At 28.7% G+C, this 19,492-nt stretch carries 12 protein-coding genes and 1 pseudogene; 10 read left to right on the forward strand and 3 right to left on the reverse strand.

Features of this window, described 5'->3' with window-relative positions; translation table 11 throughout:
* The first annotated feature begins 177 nt into the window (after window positions 1–177).
* The 4 genes and pseudogenes from ACLR9T_RS08000 to ACLR9T_RS08015 all read left to right on the forward strand — a co-directional run.
* Complete coding sequence (locus tag ACLR9T_RS08000) at window positions 178–2,634, forward strand: InlB B-repeat-containing protein (RefSeq protein ID WP_413109017.1); 2,457 nt, start codon at window positions 178–180, stop codon at window positions 2,632–2,634.
* Window positions 2,635–2,697: 63 nt separating this feature from the next.
* On the forward strand, window positions 2,698–3,420 hold the full coding sequence (locus tag ACLR9T_RS08005; protein WP_413109018.1) for a LytR/AlgR family response regulator transcription factor: 723 nt from the start codon (window positions 2,698–2,700) through the stop codon (window positions 3,418–3,420).
* Between the two features lie 8 nt (window positions 3,421–3,428).
* Window positions 3,429–4,727: a sensor histidine kinase gene (locus ACLR9T_RS08010; RefSeq protein ID WP_413109019.1), complete on the forward strand. Its 1,299-nt coding sequence runs from the start codon at window positions 3,429–3,431 to the stop codon at window positions 4,725–4,727.
* An 813-nt stretch (window positions 4,728–5,540) separates the two neighbouring features.
* Window positions 5,541–5,666 (forward strand): annotated as a pseudogene (locus tag ACLR9T_RS08015) (IS3 family transposase); the annotation flags it as partial.
* A 74-nt stretch (window positions 5,667–5,740) separates the two neighbouring features.
* Here the strand turns inward: ACLR9T_RS08015 and ACLR9T_RS08020 are convergent.
* On the reverse strand, window positions 5,741–6,631 hold the full coding sequence (locus ACLR9T_RS08020; RefSeq protein ID WP_413109020.1) for a hypothetical protein: 891 nt from the start codon (window positions 6,629–6,631) through the stop codon (window positions 5,741–5,743).
* 303 nt (window positions 6,632–6,934) lie between these two features.
* Here ACLR9T_RS08020 and ACLR9T_RS08025 point away from each other — a divergent pair, with 303 nt between their 5' ends.
* Entirely contained in the window at window positions 6,935–7,426 is a 492-nt protein-coding gene (locus ACLR9T_RS08025; protein ID WP_413109021.1) for a hypothetical protein, read from the forward strand.
* An 86-nt stretch (window positions 7,427–7,512) separates the two neighbouring features.
* On the opposite strand, the gene ACLR9T_RS08030 is transcribed toward ACLR9T_RS08025, so the two are convergent.
* Window positions 7,513–8,397, reverse strand: a complete 885-nt coding sequence (locus tag ACLR9T_RS08030; RefSeq protein WP_413109022.1) for a hypothetical protein — start codon at window positions 8,395–8,397, stop codon at window positions 7,513–7,515.
* A 457-nt stretch (window positions 8,398–8,854) separates the two neighbouring features.
* Between ACLR9T_RS08030 and ACLR9T_RS08035 the strand changes: the two genes are divergently transcribed.
* The 5 genes from ACLR9T_RS08035 (at window position 8,855) to ACLR9T_RS08055 (ending at window position 18,849) form a co-directional block, all read left to right on the forward strand.
* Window positions 8,855–15,580 carry a discoidin domain-containing protein gene (locus ACLR9T_RS08035; RefSeq protein WP_413109023.1) on the forward strand — a complete coding sequence of 2,242 codons (6,726 nt, stop codon included), beginning with the start codon at window positions 8,855–8,857 and terminating at the stop codon, window positions 15,578–15,580.
* 118 nt (window positions 15,581–15,698) lie between these two features.
* Complete coding sequence (locus tag ACLR9T_RS08040) at window positions 15,699–15,935, forward strand: hypothetical protein (RefSeq protein WP_413109024.1); 237 nt, start codon at window positions 15,699–15,701, stop codon at window positions 15,933–15,935.
* A gap of 148 nt (window positions 15,936–16,083) precedes the next feature.
* On the forward strand, window positions 16,084–16,908 hold the full coding sequence (locus tag ACLR9T_RS08045; protein WP_413109025.1) for a putative manganese transporter: 825 nt from the start codon (window positions 16,084–16,086) through the stop codon (window positions 16,906–16,908).
* Between the two features lie 122 nt (window positions 16,909–17,030).
* Window positions 17,031–17,996 (forward strand): L-lactate dehydrogenase, encoded by a 966-nt coding sequence (locus tag ACLR9T_RS08050; protein ID WP_413109026.1) that lies wholly within the window; start codon window positions 17,031–17,033, stop codon window positions 17,994–17,996.
* Window positions 17,997–18,027: 31 nt separating this feature from the next.
* Entirely contained in the window at window positions 18,028–18,849 is an 822-nt protein-coding gene (locus ACLR9T_RS08055) for an N-acetylmuramoyl-L-alanine amidase family protein (RefSeq protein WP_413109027.1), read from the forward strand.
* A gap of 35 nt (window positions 18,850–18,884) precedes the next feature.
* Here ACLR9T_RS08055 and ACLR9T_RS08060 read toward each other — a convergent pair whose 3' ends face one another.
* The gene (locus ACLR9T_RS08060) at window positions 18,885–19,481 is read right to left on the reverse strand and encodes an FUSC family protein (protein WP_413109028.1); all 597 of its coding nucleotides are present in this window, start codon (window positions 19,479–19,481) and stop codon (window positions 18,885–18,887) included.
* Window positions 19,482–19,492 lie beyond the last annotated feature (11 nt).

The raw sequence follows: 19,492 nt of genomic DNA on the forward strand, positions 1-19,492 counted from the left end.
TTATCATAAAAGGCAACTATAATGTTGCCTTTTATGATATGTATTTATACAAAACATTATTGATTAATGAATAGCATAATAACAATTTAATACATTTCAAATACAATTTACTCCATTATTATAGATTTAGAAATCTTATTTTATATAATTCATTTATAAAGGAAAAGGAGAAAATTTATGATGTTTGAAAAGTTAACTAAGAAATCAATTATTATTATATTTGCAATAATTTTTGTAGTTTTACCGTTGGGAAGAATCAACGCAATTGATATAGTTTATAATGAAAGAGAAGTTGCATTTGTTAGGTCATTGTTTGATAACAATAAACTCATTGATTCTAAAGCAGATCGTGAAAATATATCTTCCTGGGGAAGTTTTGTTGATTGGAAAATAATTAATCAATCTGATGGTAGTCAATTGCGACGTATCCAAGGTCTAAGATTAACAGATAAAAAAATGAAAGGGACAATAATAATTGATACAAATAGTGGTCTAGATCAATTAACTACATTGAATTGTGCCTTAAATCAATTGAACAAATTAGAAATAAGTAATTTACCTTTATTAGAGACAGTAAGTTGTTATGGTAATGAACTTGAAGAATTAAAAATATCTAATACTCCAAATTATCAAAAATTGGAATGTTGGAATAATCAATTAACTGATTTAAGCAATGCTATGCCTAGTACAGTATTAAGCTGTTCTAATAATCCTCTAAAAGACTTAGATTTATCTAAAACGACTAGTTTAGTTTCAGTATATTGTAGTGATAATCAATTAAGTAACTTGAATATTACGATGCTTAAAAATTTAGAAAATTTAAATTGTTCAAATAATAATTTAACTGAATTAAATTTTACTAATAATTTAAAACTAAAGACACTATCAATTGGTAATGATTTACAGGTTGGTCAAAATTATTTTGAATCAGTAAATATCAGTATGCTTAAAGAATTAGAAATATTTAGTTGTTTATCTACAGGTCTAAAAAAATTAAATTATCTGGGGTTAACTAAATTAAAACAATTAAATGTAGGGAAAAATGGATTAACAAGTTTAGATGTTTCAACATTAGCTGAATTAATTGGTTTACAATGTTATAGTAATAAATTAGAAGACTTAAATTTAAAGGGGTTAGATAAATTAGAATCTGTTTTATGTTATAATAATAAGCTAACTTCTCTTAATTTAGAAGAACAAGTAAATTTAAAAACCATTGATTGTTCAAATAATAAAATAACTGAATTAAAACTCCCAGATACAAAGACATTAAATTCTATTAATTTAGAATATAATCAACTTACATCAATAGATTTATCAAAATATAATATTACAGTAATTGACTTTTTTAATACTCGTGATGGGATTCGAGGGATTAATAATAATCCTTTAGATAATTTTAAAATAAGTGATAAGGAATATCAGTCTAAAGTTAATAATGGAAAAATAGAAGTTTTGGGGTATAAGTATTCTACTGGAGAAATTACAATTAAAGCAGTTGGTGATAATACACATAAATTCAAAGAGTGGAAATTATCATCAAATATAGAAATATTAAATGGTGATATAAATAGTGAAACGATTACTTTTATCTTACCTAGTGGAACATCAAATGTTGAAGCACTCATGGTAAATGATGATGCATCATTAAAAAGTTTATCATATCAAATAGGTGATAGCCAGCCAATTGATATTACAGATTTAAATAGTCAAAAGCATATAATTTCGCTACCAAGAACAGTTAAACCAAATGATTTAATAACAATAACTGGACAAGCAACAAGTGATGAAGCGATAATTGAAGGAAATAATAGTGTAATTAATTTAGAATCAGGTAAAGGAAGTGGAACATTAAGTGTTATTTCAGCAAGTGGGAAGAGAATTAATTATTTTATAACTTTTCAAATTGAACAATTGCAACCTGATGTTGATAATGAAGGTAAAATTGAAGGAATTGTAAACGAAGGTAATTATCAACAAAAAGAAGATCTTAATGCTGAAGTGATGATTGTAGAAAATTCAGATGGAGTCATTATTGATGGGGATATAAGATATGTTCCAGATAAATGGTATTTAAAAGAAAAACCTGAAATAAATGGTTCATGGGATGTTTCGCCATATATATTAAATATAAAGGATCTACCAATTAATAAGTATACTCTAGTGGTTGAGTATCAGGGTCAAATTTATAAACAGAATGATTATGGAGTGTATCAATGGTCTGATTTAAAAGAATGTAGAGATCAAAAAGAAGTTAAATTTAAAATTAATGAAAGTACATATAATTTGACTATTGTTTCTGGTAATGGTACTGGGGAATATAAAACTAATGCTGAAGTTGAGATTAGTGCTAATCAACTGCGTGATAAAGAGTTTGATTATTGGAAAATAATTTCTGGTGAAGGTCAGATAAAAAATTTAAAAAGTATAAAAACAATTTTTATAATGGGTGATAGTGATGTTATAGTTGAGGCGGTTTATAAAGAAATTAAAAATGAGGTGCCTACACCTCCTATTACTGAAGAGTCTTCAAAAAAAACTGGTGACATAAATACTAATAGCTGGTATGTAATAATATTTATCTCATTGTTAGGAATAATTTTTTATCTAAAAACTGACAATATTAAAAGTTAATGCTTGCATCTTGGATAATTTATCGCCACAATATAGTTATAGAAAATAAAGGATGATTTATAAATGAGAATTGCAATTTGTGATGATTTTATAGATGATGCGATAAAATTATCTAATATGATTGAAGAAATATTTAAAGAGAAGAGAATTAATATAATTATTACTCTTTTTGACAGTGGAGAAAAACTATTAGAGAATATAAAGAAAAATAATTATGATATTTATTTTTTAGATATTTATCTAGATAAAATTGATGGTATAGAACTTGGATATAAAATAGTAAAAAAAGATATAAATAGTGTAATTATTTATACAACTAATAGTAAAGATCATATGGCTGATAGTTACAGTGTCGGGGCTTTACATTATCTTGTTAAACCTTTTGATAAAGATTCATTGAATGAGGCTTTAAATCGCTGTTTAAGAATAATTCGACATTTTGATAGTTATATAGAATTATTAACTAACCGTAAAAAGAAAAAAATTTTATTATATAAGATTAAATATATTGAGTCACAAAATCGTTATTGTTTTATCTATACAGAAGATAATAAATATAAAGTATATTTGCGATTAGAACAATTAGAAAAGATGTTAATACAAGATAATTTTTTAAGATGTCATCGAAGTTATATAATTAATTTAGATTATATATCAGATATAAATAATAGCGATTTTGTTTTAAATGATGGGACACTCATCCCTTTAAAACGTGATCATAAAAAAGTTTTTAAAACATATTATGAAGATTATTTATTTAAGAAAATAAGAAGAAAAGGGAGATAACAGATAAAATGAGTAACATTGATATATTTAGAATATTATTTTTTGGATTTACTTTAAATGCACCATTTTATATTTTATGCTGTGCTCCTTTTTTTCCACGATTGAAAATAAAAAAAAGTATATTAATTACTATGATTACTATTACTACTATATTTGTATCAATATACTATGTATTACGTGAGATTTATTTTCCTGGTCAACAATGGATGGATACACTTGCTGTAATAATTTTCTATTTAATCTATATGTTACAATATTTAAAAGCTTTTAATATTTCGTTTCCTAAATTATTATATATATTTTTAGTTGTTCAAGCATATTCGAATATATTAAATATTTCAGCAAAATACATAAATGTTAGTATATTTCCAAGTGAAGTTAATGTTTTTGCTGCATGGGGATATGGAATTATATATTTACTGTTATTAGTTATTACATATCCTATACTATTTGGATTTTTCAAACAAAAATTATTAGAGTCTTTAGAAGCATTACCAGATAAACAATATTGGTTACTTTGTATAGCACCGATTCTTTTCTTTATCATTAATGTTTTGTATATTTCGGTCTATATACGTTATGCTTATAACGATATGCAAATATTCATTATTTATATTTCTTTATTAGTAAGTGGTTTTATTATATATTTTGTTACTATAAAAACAGCAATTAGTGCTGCAAAGGGTGCTCGGTTAGAAAGTGATATGCAAAATATAGAAAGACAATTAACTTTACAAGCCCAAGGGTATATGCGTCTAACTAATAATATTGTTGAAACAAGAGCAGCTCGGCATGATTTAAGACATCATCTTGCAGTTATGAATGGCTATTTAGAGTCAGATGATTATGAGGGATTAAAAAAGTATTTTAATTCATATATTAATATTCTACCAATTGATAATGATATTCCATATTGTCAAAATTATACAGTTGATGTATTAATAAAATATTATCTTTCACAATTAAAAGATAATAATATAGATTTAGATATAATTGTATCTTTACCACAAAATATATTTATTGCAGATTCGGATTTATGTATAATCTTTGGTAACTTACTAGAAAATGTTGTTAATGGGATAAATAAACAAGGTAAAGAGCATAATTTTATTAGTCTGCACTGTTCTGTTTATAGTGATAAATTAGTCTTAACAATTGATAATTCCTGTAATCCAGCACAAGTAAAAAAATCAGGAACTGGGCAATATTCAATACTTGCTGTAGCTAAAAAATATCGGGGGACAGCAAAATTTGAAATAGATAATAATACTTATCGTAGTTCTGTAATTTTATATAACGATACTTAAAAACTGATTTTTAAAGTAGATAATCTGAATTGAACCCCAAAGATTGGACAACAATCAAAGGGGTTTTATTATGGCAAAGCTTATAAGAGAACAAAAAATAGAATTATATGAAAAAATGAAAGCATGGATAAACCGTTATCTATAAAATACAAAAAAAGTAGAAAAATATTAACTATTAAATTAGTTTAATAGATAAGCATGGCTTCGATATTTTAAGAGATAATAAAAAATAAGTATTATTCACCAGAATTAAAATTAGAGATAATTAATAAAGTACTTATTGATAGTCAATCAAACGATTAATGAATGTTGGGATTATTTGTCTAAGCACTAAAAACTAAATATAAATCATATAAAAGTGATATGAATGGTACAGTAGAAAATCTACTACTTGATAAAGTTGTTGATCAAGAAAATCATAGGACATATTATGAGAGAAACTTTAATACAACAAATTGAAATGAAATATGGTTTACAGATGTATCAGGATTTCATATAACAGCTAGTAAAATTTATCTATCACAGATTCTAGCTCTGCATAATCGAGAGATAGTATTATTTTATATATCAACAAGTCCAAATTTTGAACAAACAAAAGATATGCTCAATAAAGCATTAAAAAGTATGATGATTTAGAAGGAATGAAACTTCATTGAGATTAAGTTTGGCAGTACCAAATGCAGACATATCATAAAAGACTTGAGGAAAAGGGAATTCAACAATTAATATCAAGTAAAGGAAACTGCCTAAATAATTCACCAATGGATAACTTCTTTTGAAAGATGAAAATGAAATATTTAATATACTTTTAAAACATTGAATGATTTAAAAATTGCGATAAAAGAATATATTGAATATTATAGTACTTAAAGAATCACAGTAAAATTAAAAGGACTAACTCCTGTTAAGTACAGGAATCAATCCTTATTAAATGCTTAAAAAACAATTTTAAATTAGTGTCCAATAAACTGGATTCACTTCAATGTGAAATCTCCCTTCTAGTAAATTTTATTTTAAGAAATATTGAGTTTTATTTTACCAACATTATACATTCCAAATGGTAAATTAAATGATACATTTAAATATACATAACCATCTGAAGATACATTCTTTTCTGGTAAGACAAAACGATATGACTTATTGTTTTGGATATCATCACCTAAGAAATACCAAGTGTCTTTTTGTGGTATAAAAATATCACCATCTTTACTTGTTGCTAGATGATTAAACCATAACGAAGTATTACAATTATCAATATTAATAAGCACTTCAACAGTATTATCACTTAATCTAGTTGCTTTAGCATCAAATACTGCTAATTGAGCACTAAATACACCGGTATATTGTTCACCAGGAGATAATGTTTTATAATTGCTATTTACAACCTTGTAAGTATCATAATCAACAGGAATTTTAAATTGCTGCATGTCAATGATATGTTCCTGTCCTGGTGGAGCCCCAACAGGATCAAAACCAAATCTAATATATACATAGCCATCAGAAGATACACTATTAGAAGGTAATGTTATAGAATAAATCCCTTCGCTATTTGTGTGGTATGCAGTATTTTTATTAGGTATAAAATTTTCTCCACTTGAATCTGTTGCTAAATGTTCATAATATCCTCTAACTGAATGAAAACTTTCATTAATTATTACTTTTACACTGCCATCACTTTGGCGTTGAGCAGAAAAGCTGTTAAAAATAACTGAAGCTGAAAATCCATTTTGCATTACTACACCAGGTCGTGCAGTAGTAAATTTTGTTTGATCAATTTGTGTTGATGCTCTCGTACTTGATATTACTGATGTTTTTTCAATTTGAGGTAATTCGGCTGCTGCAACATTAGCATAAGAGCCAAATATTATCCCAATAGATAAAACTAAAGCTAATAATTTTTTCATTTCTTTATCCCTCCAATTTATAGGTAGCATTTTCAATATGTTAAATTATAATTAATAGTACTCATAAAATTATCCCACCTTTTGAATACATACATTTATTAATATTATCGCTTGTATTGAAAGCGCTTACCTTACGATTAAAATTATAACATTGCCTAGAAATAAAGTAAATTGAAATAATATAATATGTATATATCATGAGAATCAGACTTAATATATATTGTCTTTTTAATTAAAATTATGTTAATATAAAATTAATTTTGAAAGGAAAAGTATCATTTTGTTTATGATATCGAGTAGGCTATGAAAAAGAAGATTATAGTTATAATATGTATGATGTTTCTGTTTACTGCTTGTGGGGGATCTGATGATAGTATAAAAGCGGATACTAAATTAGTATGTGATTTATTGATTGCAAGTGAGAATCAAGAGTATTCTTATTACGTTGAAATAAAATATAACAAAAAGAATAATCAAGTTATAAAAGGGATTTTTAAGACAGAATATAAAAATTTAGAGGGATTAGACAGAAGTAGTGCAGAATTACAAAATATAAGGAATAGACAAGCTAAATTAAGTGGAATAAATAGTGGGGTTGAGGTTACTTTAGATACTACAGAAAGTGGTTTTTCATTGATAGAAAAGTGGGATTACTTAGAAGTTGATCTTGATTCAGTAGTACAGATGGATTCTAGACAAAAATCATTTATTGAAGATAACCGATATTCAGTTGAAAAAATTAAGGATTATTATGATAAACAAGGATTTACATGTAAAGAAAAGAAAATCAAATAATTAATCATTTTAAATAAAGTTAGATAAAAGAAAGACTTATTTAATAAGGAATATAAAGCTTCCTATTAAATAAGCCTTTTCTTTGTTTAAGTATTTAAGAGTGGTAGTTTAAAAGATCCAGCATTATACATTCCAAAAGGTAAGTCAAACTGTGCGCTTAGATAAATATATCCATCTGTTGAAATACTGCTTTCTGGTAATATAAATCGATATGCCGTATCATCTTCCCTATCAGATGTTAAAAAATACCACGTATCTTTTTGAGGAATATATATGTCACCATCTTTACTTGTAGCACTATGTTTAAACCATAAGTTTGTGTTATTCATTTTTAGATTAATGAAGATCTCAACACTATTATCAGCTTGTTTTGTAGCCTTGGCCTCAAATATAGCAATTTGGGCACTGAAAGTTGCAGTGTATTCAACACCTGCTTCTAATGTATTAGGGCTATTTTTTGCTGTATTATAATTATCATAGTCAACAGGTATCTTGTATTCAATAGGTGTATATAGTAGATCGCTATCAATTGGTGCAATTGCAACCTTTAAATATACATATCCATCTGATGAAACTGTATTTGCGGGTAGATTAATTGAATATAATCCTTTAGAAGTAGTGTAATAAGCTGTATTTTTACTTGGTATAAAATTATCCCCACTTGAATCAGTAGCAAGATGTTCATAGTAGCCTCTAACAGTATGAAATGTTTCATTTATTAAAACAGTTACACTTCCATTTGTTTCCCGATGTGCAGAGAGACTGTAATCAATAAGAGATACAGAAAAACCAGTACCTCCAATCTCACCTGGATGAATAGATTTAAAATTTGTTTGGTCTACTATAGTAGATAATTTGTTGTTTTCTTTTATATTTGTTTTTTCTAGTTCTGATGTTTGAGCAGCACTAATATTAATGCACGAACCTAAAAATATTAAAGTAGATAACATGAAAGCTAAAATCTTTTTCATAATATAAATTTTCTCCTTTTGTTATAGTTTAACGTTCTATGAAAACACCACATAACTATAAAATAAAGACGAAAAAATATTAATAACAAAAATAATTAATCAAAATGTATAATTTTTATATCCCTCCCCTTTTGAAAAACATAACTTCATCCCATTGTTATGTAAGCGCTCTCTAAGATGATTTTATTATACCATAATTAAACTTAAATTTTATTGATTTTAACAAATTAATTTAATTATTAAATGAATATAAAAGTATGCATAATCTGTTATTTTACATTTTTCACATATAAAAATATATTATAGGATGTAAAAATAAAATGTGCAAATATAAAATTAAATTTTGTAAATGAAAACGGTTTAAAAGCCGTTATAATGTAAATGTAATAGTTTGTAAAGATGAGTACAAATCATTACATTTTTGTTTTTTTAATTCTATAAAGGAGGAGAGAAAGGAATGAAAATACTTAAACGCGCTAGTATGGTTGCATTATCAGCAATTACAGTGTTTGGAACAGTATTATCGTATTACCCATCATCAAGAGTTAAAGCTGCTGATGAATTTCGAGGAAGCTTACAATATGTCCAATCTGTAGTTCTAGATCAAGATGATCATAATATTGTTTATGTAAATTATAATGATGATGTAACTGCGAAAGTAACTTTTTTAGAGGATGGTATCTTTAGATACAATGTTGATCCTTCTGGTAAGTTTGCTAAATATGCTACACCAAATGCGAGAAGCCATGTAGCAAAAATTCAACAATACCCAGATGAATCAAACAATTACGCACATCCTAATGCTACAGTTACACAGGATGAAGAAACTTATAGTATTGCTAATGGTTCTACTACAATCGTATTAGACAAAGATACAGCAACTATGAAAGTTTTAGATGGAAATAAGACAGTATTAGAAGAAAAAAGTTCTTTGTTAATTACTGATAACTCAACAGTTCAAACATTAGTAGCTAACAATGGTGAGGACTTTTATGGTGGTGGTACTCAAAATGGACGTTTTATCCATACTGGAGAAGCTATCAAAATTGCTATAGATAACACATGGGTTGATGGAAGTGTCACATCACCTAACCCATTCTATTACTCATCTAATGGATATGGAGTGTTAAGAAATACTTTTGCGGTAGGACAATATGATTTTGGGAAAACAATTGCCAATACCGTAACTACTACTCATAATGAAAGTGAATTTGATGCATATTATTTTGTATCAAATGGTGCTTCTAATAGAGCAGATGTTGCTCAAAAAGTTTTACAACAATATTTCCATGTTACTGGAAATCCAGCATTATTGGCTGAATCAGGATTCTATTTAGGACATTTAAATTGCTATAATCGTGATGCTTGGTCAAATGATTCTGGTCAGAAAAAATGGACTGTAAAAGGTAGTGCAAGTTCATCAAGTGCTGGAGTTAGTAAATGGGAAACAGGAATGGATAAAAAATTCATTTTATCAGATGGACAAAATGCGGAGACATTAAATGGTAATAAACCAACTGTTGCAACTGATAAATATCCTGATGTAAAGACACCATATGAGTTTTCTGCACAAGCTGTGATGAATGGTTATCAAGAAAACGATATGCCACTTGGTTTCTTTTTACCTAATGATGGTTATGGTTGTGGTTATGGTCAAAATGGGTATACTGTAGAAGGTGGTGTAAATGCTGATGGTAGTAGTTCACAAGAAAGACTTGCTGCTGTTGAAGCAAATGTAAATAATTTAAAAGAATTTACAAATTATGCTAATTCTAAAGGGGTTCAAACTGGTCTTTGGACAGAAAGTAATCTAAAACCAGATTCAAATTCAAGTACTTATTGGCATAGATTAAGAGATTTTGAAAAAGAAGTAAATGTTGGTGGGGTAACAACTTTAAAAACTGACGTTGCTTGGGTAGGTTCAGGGTATTCGTTTGCATTAAATGGAATTAAAAGTGCATATGACATTATCTCTACTGGTGTTGGTGTACGTCCAACGATTATTTCATTAGATGGATGGGCTGGTACTCAACGTTTTGCAAGTATTTGGACAGGTGACCAAAATGGTGGTGATTGGGAATATATCCGTTTCCATATTCCAACATATATTGGACAATCTTTAGCAGGTAATCCAAATGTTGCTAGTGATATGGATGGTATTTTTGCTGGTAGTCCTTTAATTTCTACTCGTGATTATCAATGGAAAGCCTTTACACACCAAATGTTAGATATGGATGGATGGGGAAGTCATGTAAAATCTCCACAAACTCATGGGGATCCATATACTGGAATTTCACGTATGTATTTGAAACTTAAAGCACAATTAATGCCATATACATATACAGGTGCTGCTTCATCTGCTAACATTGATACAGGAAATGATGACACTGCTTTACCACTAATTAGAGCAATGTTCTTAGAATTCCCTAATGATGATTATGCAGCTTCTAAATCAATGCAATATCAATATATGTATGGAGATAGTTTCTTAGTTGCACCGCTATATCAAAATACAAATGCTGACGCTATAGGAAATGATGTTAGAAATAATATTTATTTACCTGATGCAGAAGAAATTTGGATTGATTACTTTACAGGTAAACAATATCGTGGTGGTCAATCATTAAATAATTTTGATGCACCATTATGGAAATTACCATTATTTGTTAAAAATGGTTCAATCGTACCAATGTATGAAGAACATAACAATCCAAGTGCAGTTACTGAAGCGAATGAAAAAGGTTTAGATAAAGCTAACAGAAAAGTAGAATTCTGGCCAGCTGGTACAACTGAATATACAACATATGAAGATGATGGTAGATCTATTGAAAATAATACAACTACAGAAGATGAATATGGTGTAATTGACAATGTATCTTATGGTGATCATGTCTCAACTAAGTTCACTTCTAATGTAGATGGAAATACAGCTACTTTAACTGCTGAAAAATCTACAGGAACTTATAAAGGATATGATAAGACTAAAAATACAACATTTGTTGTTAATGTTTCAAAACAACCAGAAAATGTTGTTGCTAAAAATGGTAATACTGAATTAGAAATCGTTACAGTTGATAGTAAAGAGGCTTTTGATGCTACAAAAGCTGAGGCTGGTAAAGCTGTATACTTCTATGATGCTAACCCAAGTATAGAAACATATGCACCAGAAGCAGAAACTGAAATTGCTGCTATGGTTGCCGATGTAGAAGTTTCACCAAAATTATATGTAAAATTTGCTGAAACTGATACTAAAGAAAATGCACAAACATTAGTTATTAATGGTTTTGCAAATGAACAAGATTTAGGGGAAGATAAATTAAATACAAACTTAGCTACTCCTGAATTAACAATTCCAGAAGAAGAAAGTACACCAACAAGTATCTCTTTAAATTGGACGGCTGTTGATGGAGCTGAATCTTATGAATTGCTTGTTGATGGTACAGTATTTAATATTGGAAATCATTTATCTTATAAACATGCAGAATTAGCATATAATTCTACACATACTTATCAGGTTCGTGCTAGAAACGCTGATGGTTATTCTGAGTGGTCACCAGTTCAAACTGCTACTTCTTTATTAGATCCATGGCGTAATGTTCCAGAAGGTGAAGTTATTAAATGGAATGGTGGAGATAGCTGGGGAGCATTAGAAAATGCTTTTGATCATAGTACTGGAAATATGTTCCACTCTACAGGTAGTGCTATTGGCGAAGAAATGATTATTGATTACAAAAAAGCTTATCAATTAGATAAATTCGAGTATTATCCTCGCAGTGATAACTATGGTAATGGTACAGTTAAACGAATGACTATTTCTACAAGTTTAGATGGTGTTCATTGGACTGTAGTTCAAGATGGAAGCACACAACAAAAATGGACTTATAACCAAAATCTTTCTATAGAGGAAAATAAAAAGGTTGTTGATTTAAAGGGGAATGCAGCACGTTATTTAAAATTGGTAGTTAATGAGTCTGCTGGAGATTTCTTCTCAGCAGGAGAATTAGCATTACATAAACTTGATGGTACAAATGGTTTTGAAGTAGGAAGTAGTTTAATGTTACCAAATGTAACAGCTGGTGATGAAACAAATATGAAAAACTACTTAGGTGTGGCTAATAAAGAACCTGATGCTACAACTTTCTTATCTCAAATTAAAGGTCACTATGCTGATATCAATAATAATGATGTATATGATGTATATGATTATGCGTTTACTGCATTTAAATTAGATGGTGGAACAAGCAAGACAGGTAAAGTTGCTGGTAATGTATTATTATTACCAAATAAAGAAAATGTAACTGCTGGTGAGACATTTACAATTGATGTATATGCAAGTGATGTTAGAAACGTAAATGCCTTAGGTGCTTTAATTAATTATGATACAAGTACATTTGAGTTTAAAGGTATTGAAAAGAGTCCACTGATTGCATCAATGGAAAACTATTCAGTAAATAGGGGTTATAATGATGGTAGTGGAATGATTAATGTTGCCTTTGCTAATAAAGGTGATAAAGAACTATTTACTGGTACTGGTATAGTTGCCACAATTACACTACAAGCAAAAGTTGATACTAAAGCTTTAGCACCAACAGAAGCTATTATTATTGGACCAACATTTGATTTTATTGAAACTGATACAGGTAATTTACCAGATATTCCTGATATTCCTTTAGTAACAACTAAAGAATATAAACAAAGTGATTTTAATATCACAATGACAAATAATGTATTACCAGAAGATGATGGAACAAATGTAGAAAAGATTGTTCAATCTGGTTCTTACAATTCATTATTTAATGGAACTAATGGTAGGGAATTTGAATTTAAATATTATATTCCTTCTCAAAATAACGTACTTCCTGATGAAGTAAAACTTCCTACAACAATGCACTTTGCATTTAAAACAGCTAAACCATTAACTGAAGTTAATATATATAATCCTGGACCAAGTACAAGTAATGGATATGTAACAGAATTAAATGCTATTGTTACTTTTGAAGATGATTCTACTAAAGAATTTAACTTTACTGAAGGTATGGATGTATTTAAATTAGTAATTGATTCAGATAAGAAAGTTAAAAATGTAGATATTACTCCAATAAAATCTACAGGAGAAGCAAAAACAAAAGACCAGGAAGTTGTAAATGACCCTGTTGATAACAGAATGTTAACTTTAGGTGAAATTGATTTCTTAAGTGTTGAAACTCAAGAAGTAACTGCTGTAGAATTAGGAAATAATAAAACTGATATTTATGTTGGGGATATTGCTGCTGTTGAAGCTGCGGTAAAACCAAATGATATTATTAATCCATATTATACAGTTGAAAGCTCTAATCCAGATGTAGCAAGTATTATTAAAATTGCTGATGGAAATAATATCAAATATTATGTAAGAGGTAATGGTGCTGGAACTGCTGATATTACAGTTACATCTGTAGGTGATCCTACTAAGAGTGCAACTTACACAGTTACAGTAACAGATGGAGTAGATACTACTGAGTTATTAGCTGCAATTGAAAAAGCAAATAATTATTCTTCATCTATCTATACTTCAGATTCTTACGCTAAATTAAGTGATGCAGTTACAGCTGCACAAGAGTTATTAAAAGGTGATTATACTAAAGCTCAAGTATTTGCTGCAACTGATGCTATTGAAAAAGCAATTGATAACTTAGTATATCGTCCAGTTAATTTAGAAAGTTTAATCAATAAAGCCGCTGATACAGTAGTTGAAGCAATTAGAGCAACAAGTGAATGTCATCCAGAAACAATTGAAGACGGTGAAAAAGAAAATGTATTAGATTATAACGAATCTAGTTACTGGCATACTGATTATATTAATTCAGTGGGAATGCCACAAAGTTTAGTATTTGATTTAAAAGATGTTTATAATTTAACTGATGTAACTTTCTTGCCACGTCAAAATGGTACAAATGGTGATATCTTTAAAGCAGAAATCTTAGTAAGTACAGATGATGAAAACTATGTTTCATTAGGTGTATTTGAATTTGATAATAATGGTGTAACATTAAAAGATCGTAACGAATATAAACAGCTTACATTTGATACTGCTACAGCAAGATATGTTGAATTCAAAGTATTAAGCAGTGGTGGAGATAACAAAGACAGATATGCTAGTATGTCTGAAATTAGATTCTATGGAACACCAGTAACATCAGTTGATAAGACTGAATTACAAGGATTATATAATGAATTCTTAACTCTAAATGAAGCAGATTATACAGTTGAATCTTGGGTACCATTCGCAAATGCAATGGCTGATGCTAAAGCAGTATTAGACAGAGCAGATGCAACTCAAGAAGAAGTAAATAATGCTAAAACTACATTACAAAATACTAAGGATGCATTAGTTGAAGTTGTTGTTGAAACAAACAAAACAGCATTATCAATTGCAATTGAAATGGCTAGTGCAGTAACTCAAGAACAGTTAGATAAATTAGTACCAGCAGTAGCTGATGAATTCAAAGCAGCATTAGAAAATGCTCAAAATGTATTCGATAATGCAAAAGCAACTCAAGAAGAAGTTGATGCAGCATTTGATCGTTTAGCAGATGTAATGTGGAAATTAGAGTTCTATAAAGGTGATAAGATTGCATTACAAGAAATGATGGATAAGATTGCTAACTTAACAGCAAGTGATTATATCGAATCAACATGGAATGCGCTTCAAGCAGTATTACCAGGTGTAAATGAAGTACTAGGTAATGTAAATGCAATGCAAGGTGAAGTAGATGAAGTATATACAGAGTTAGTAAAAGCATTCTTGAATCTAAGATTAAAACCAAATAAAGACTTATTAGAGGATTTAATCAATAAAGCAAATGGATTAAATAGAGCAAGCTATACAGCAGCATCAATAAAAGTAGTAGATGAAGAAGTAGCAAAAGCAAATGCAATATTAAATGATCCAAATGCAACAGCAGAAGAAGTAGAAAATGCGATAAATGGATTAACAAAAGCAATGGCAGGATTAGTAGCTAATCCAAGTAATCCACCAGTAGATAATAATACTAATAACCCTGGAAGTACTGTAAAACCAGGAGATACTACTGTAAATGCAACAAAAACAGGAGATACAACTAATATGATGTATCCACTTGCTGGACTTGCAATTGCATCATTAGTAATCTACGGAAATAAAAAAAGAAAAAAAGCCAATTAATATCTAAAATAATTCTTTAGAAACAATGATTTTCTCTAAAGAGGAATTTGGCTATGCCATCTTCCTCTTTTATATTTAATATGTTAAAATGGATTAGATTAAAAAGGGGGTTAAAGTAATGAAAAAATCTGCCATAGTTTTTTATGTTTTTTCAGGAATATTCCTAATTATTGCTATTTTTATTGGTGTAGTTAATTTCATGGCAATAGTTGAATCTGCCAATGAATATGGGGCTAGTCTTTTAGATGATTTGGTAGGAGTGCTACTTTCAATGTTAACTACATGCAGTGGTTTTTTTGGTTTTTCAGCAATGTTATGTGGTATAGGCTTGATTTTAAATAAAATAGATAAATAGCTAAAAATGATGATTAGATTAAGTTAGTTCTTAAAAAATCATCTTTTTTATTATAAAATGTATAATAGTAAAAAGATTGAAAATATTATATATTATGATATTATATATAAATTACAGTTAACTAACTTGAAAGATGGGAGTGAATAGTATGGAGATATTACTTGAACCAATTAAAGAATCACTAATGGCTCTACCCGTTTTGTTTTTAGCTTATTTATTAGTTGAATATTTATCAAGCCGGGATATTATTAATAAAGTAATGAAATTTGGAAAAGTTGGGCCTTTTATTGGTTCTCTTCTTGGAAGTATTCCACAATGTGGTTTTTCCGTTATTGCGGCAAAGCTATATTCAATGCGTTATCTAACAATGGGGACTTTACTAGCTATTTTTATTGCTACAAGTGATGAAGCTCTTGCTATTCTAGCCATTTATCCAGATCTATGGAAGATGCTAATAATATTAATAGTTATAAAAATTATTCTTGGAACTGTTGTTGGTTTTATTGTAGATTATTTTAATCATCAGAGTCATGATAGTTATGAATATTTACAAGTTGAACCATGTGATTGTGGGTGTCAAAATGGTATTTTATTAGCGGCATTTAAACATACACTAAATATTTTTCTATTTATATTATTAACAAATATTATTTTTACAATAGTTATTAATGGTATTGGTGAAGATCAGTTAAGTAAATTATTAAGAACAAACTGGTTATTCCAGCCGATTATTGCAGGAATCGTTGGCTTTATTCCTAATTGTGCCGGCTCTGTTATCCTAACGCAATTATATGTTAGTGGTGGATTGACTTTTGGGGCCTTAATTACTGGTTTAACGACGAGCGCAGGTGTAGGAACCTTAGCATTATTGAGATATAATGAAAATAAAAAAGAAACTATTAAGATTCTTATGCTCTCATATATAGTATCTTTAGTTATAGGATATGTAGTTTCGTTTATAATGTTAAAGTAGTCGAAGTGACTACTTTTTTCTATGTATTAATTTATTAACTTTGGAAATAATAAATTTAAATGCATATTAAATGACATATTTAGTAATAAATACTATTATTAAAATGTAAGGAGGAACTAACAATGAACAAAGATGATGATTTAAAGAAAGTAGTATTAGTAGGTACAGGATTTGTAGGGATGTCAATGGCATACTCAATGTTAAATACAGGTGGAATTGATGAATTAGTTTTAGTTGATTTAGATCAAGAAAAGGCTATTGGTGAAGCAATGGATATGAGTCATGGATTGCCTTATAGCAAAAGTAGTTTAAAAGTTAAAGCAGGAAATTATGATGATTGTAAAGATGCAGATATAGTTGTAATAACTGCAGGGGCTGCACAGAAACCAGGGCAGACTAGATTGGAATTAGCAACAATTAATGCTAAAATCATGAAGTCTATCACACAATCAATTATGTCTACAGGTTTTAATGGAATCATTATTGTTGCTAGTAATCCTGTTGATTTGATGAGTTATGTTGTACAGAGAGTGTCAAAATTACCAACTAATCGTGTCATAGGAAGCGGGACGATTTTAGACACAGCAAGACTTAGATATTTACTAAGTGAATATTTAAATGTTGCTTCAACTAACATTCATGCATATATATTAGGAGAACATGGTGATTCATCATTTGTACCTTGGATGAATACTTATATTGGATGTAAAAGTATGATGGAATATATTGTTGAAATGAATATTGATATGAATGAAATGCATAAGATCTATAAGGAAGTTCAACAGGCTGCATATGAAATAATCAAAAGAAAAAATGCTACTTATTATGGAATTGGATTATCATTAAATCGTTTAATAAGTGCTATTTTTGGTAATGAAAATGCAGTATTAACAGTATCAGCATATCAACAAGGAGAGTTTAAACAAGAGGGATTGTATATTGGAGTTCCAGCAATTATTAATCGTCAGGGAATCTCAAAAATCATGCCTCTACATTTGAATAATGTTGATCAACATAAATTTGATAAGAGTTGTAAAATGTTAAAAGAAGTTATAAGCAGTGAATTAGAGGCAATTATTAATAATTGATGGTATAATAATTAGGAAAGCGGGTGGTAAGGTGAAAAAACTACTTAGTGTTTTCCTAATTTTATTTTTCATAACTGGTTGTAACCAAGAAAAGCAGATAGAGAAAGTTGTTATTAAAACAAAGGTCATAGAACAACAACATAGTGGTGTAGAAAAAAAACAAGGTGAAAAAATTGAACCCGTTATACCTGCAATTAATCCATCAGATAAATTACCATTAACAGGGAAAGGGCAATTAATTGTAATTGATGCTGGACATCAACGTTATGGTAATAATGAACAAGAACCAATTGGTCCAGGGGCAACGAAAATGAAAGCTAAAGTTACAAGTGGGGCAACAGGAATTGCTACAGGAAGATTAGAATCGCAAATAAATCTAGAAGTTGCATTAAAATTAAAGGAAAAATTAGAAGATAGCGGTTATAGAGTAATTATGGTGCGAACAAATCAAAATGTTGATATATCAAATAGTGAAAGAGCTAAAATTGCTAATGAAAATAATGCAGATGCATTTATTCGTTTACATTGCAATAGTGATGATTCTAGCAATACTAGAGGTGCTCTAACAATAGCTCCATCTAATAATAATCGTTTCTGCAGTCAGATTTCGGATGCTTCACAGTTATTATCCAAATATGTTTTAGACAATATATGCGATATTACGAAAGCTAAAAATCGAGGTGTTATGATAAATGATACAATGAGTGGGATTAACTGGTGTCAAGTACCAGTAACAATAGTTGAAATGGGATTTATTTCTAATTCTGAAGAGGATAACTTGTTATCTAATAATGATTATCAAAATAAAATAGCAATTGGAATTGTTAAAGGCATAAATGAATTTATGAATTAAAATATAAAAGCAGAAACTATTAAATAACCTCTGTTTCAGTTTATTAATTTATGTTGGTTTAAAGAAATAATAATATGACGAATAATCCTAGTCATATAATAAATAGCTAATACAATTATAATACCATTAATTAAACAGATGATTCGACTTTCAATTGCAGTTTTTGTATCCAAAAGAACTAGTGAAGCATTGAGTGCACTAATAGCATTAATAATTTGTTTGTATTTATAATCAGGTAAAAAGAAGCCAATGTAACCAAGAAGCATAACAACAATTATTGCATATTGAGATGGAATAATTATCTGAAAAAATATAAAAAATAAAGTCACACCAATCATAGTGCCAATAAAACGGTGTTTTATTCGTTCAATAGTTTCATTAAATTCTAATTGGGTTAAAGACATAACAACAATGCTAATCCATAATGGTTTTTTTAATTCCAATATCATTCCAATCATCATTGCAATTGATATTCCAAACGCCATTCGAAACATATAACTTCTATTTTTTTGACACAATAAAATTTGTTCTTTTAAATTTCTGCCGTTTTTTCCATAACCTTTACGGTACCAGTTAATTATTATACAGATACCTACAAATAATGAACCAGCTAATAATGAAATAAACCGCATATTAAAATGTT

The organism is Thomasclavelia sp. (assembly GCF_047249845.1).
In the GTDB taxonomy this organism is placed as follows: domain Bacteria; phylum Bacillota_I; class Bacilli_A; order Erysipelotrichales; family Coprobacillaceae; genus Thomasclavelia.

Bases quoted from the DNA above. Each gene is read 5' to 3' on its own strand.
- ACLR9T_RS08035 (WP_413109023.1), top strand. From the start codon at position 8,855: ATGAAAATACTTAAACGCGCTAGTATGGTTGCATTATCAGCAATTACA.
- ACLR9T_RS08045 (WP_413109025.1), top strand. From the start codon at position 16,084: ATGGAGATATTACTTGAACCAATTAAAGAATCACTAATGGCTCTACCC.
- ACLR9T_RS08010 (WP_413109019.1), top strand. From the start codon at position 3,429: ATGAGTAACATTGATATATTTAGAATATTATTTTTTGGATTTACTTTA.
- ACLR9T_RS08000 (WP_413109017.1), top strand. From the start codon at position 178: ATGATGTTTGAAAAGTTAACTAAGAAATCAATTATTATTATATTTGCA.
- ACLR9T_RS08050 (WP_413109026.1), top strand. From the start codon at position 17,031: ATGAACAAAGATGATGATTTAAAGAAAGTAGTATTAGTAGGTACAGGA.
- ACLR9T_RS08030 (WP_413109022.1), bottom strand. From the start codon at position 8,397: ATGAAAAAGATTTTAGCTTTCATGTTATCTACTTTAATATTTTTAGGT.
- ACLR9T_RS08040 (WP_413109024.1), top strand. From the start codon at position 15,699: ATGAAAAAATCTGCCATAGTTTTTTATGTTTTTTCAGGAATATTCCTA.
- ACLR9T_RS08025 (WP_413109021.1), top strand. From the start codon at position 6,935: ATGAAAAAGAAGATTATAGTTATAATATGTATGATGTTTCTGTTTACT.
- ACLR9T_RS08005 (WP_413109018.1), top strand. From the start codon at position 2,698: ATGAGAATTGCAATTTGTGATGATTTTATAGATGATGCGATAAAATTA.
- ACLR9T_RS08060 (WP_413109028.1), bottom strand. From the start codon at position 19,481: ATGCGGTTTATTTCATTATTAGCTGGTTCATTATTTGTAGGTATCTGT.
- ACLR9T_RS08020 (WP_413109020.1), bottom strand. From the start codon at position 6,631: ATGAAAAAATTATTAGCTTTAGTTTTATCTATTGGGATAATATTTGGC.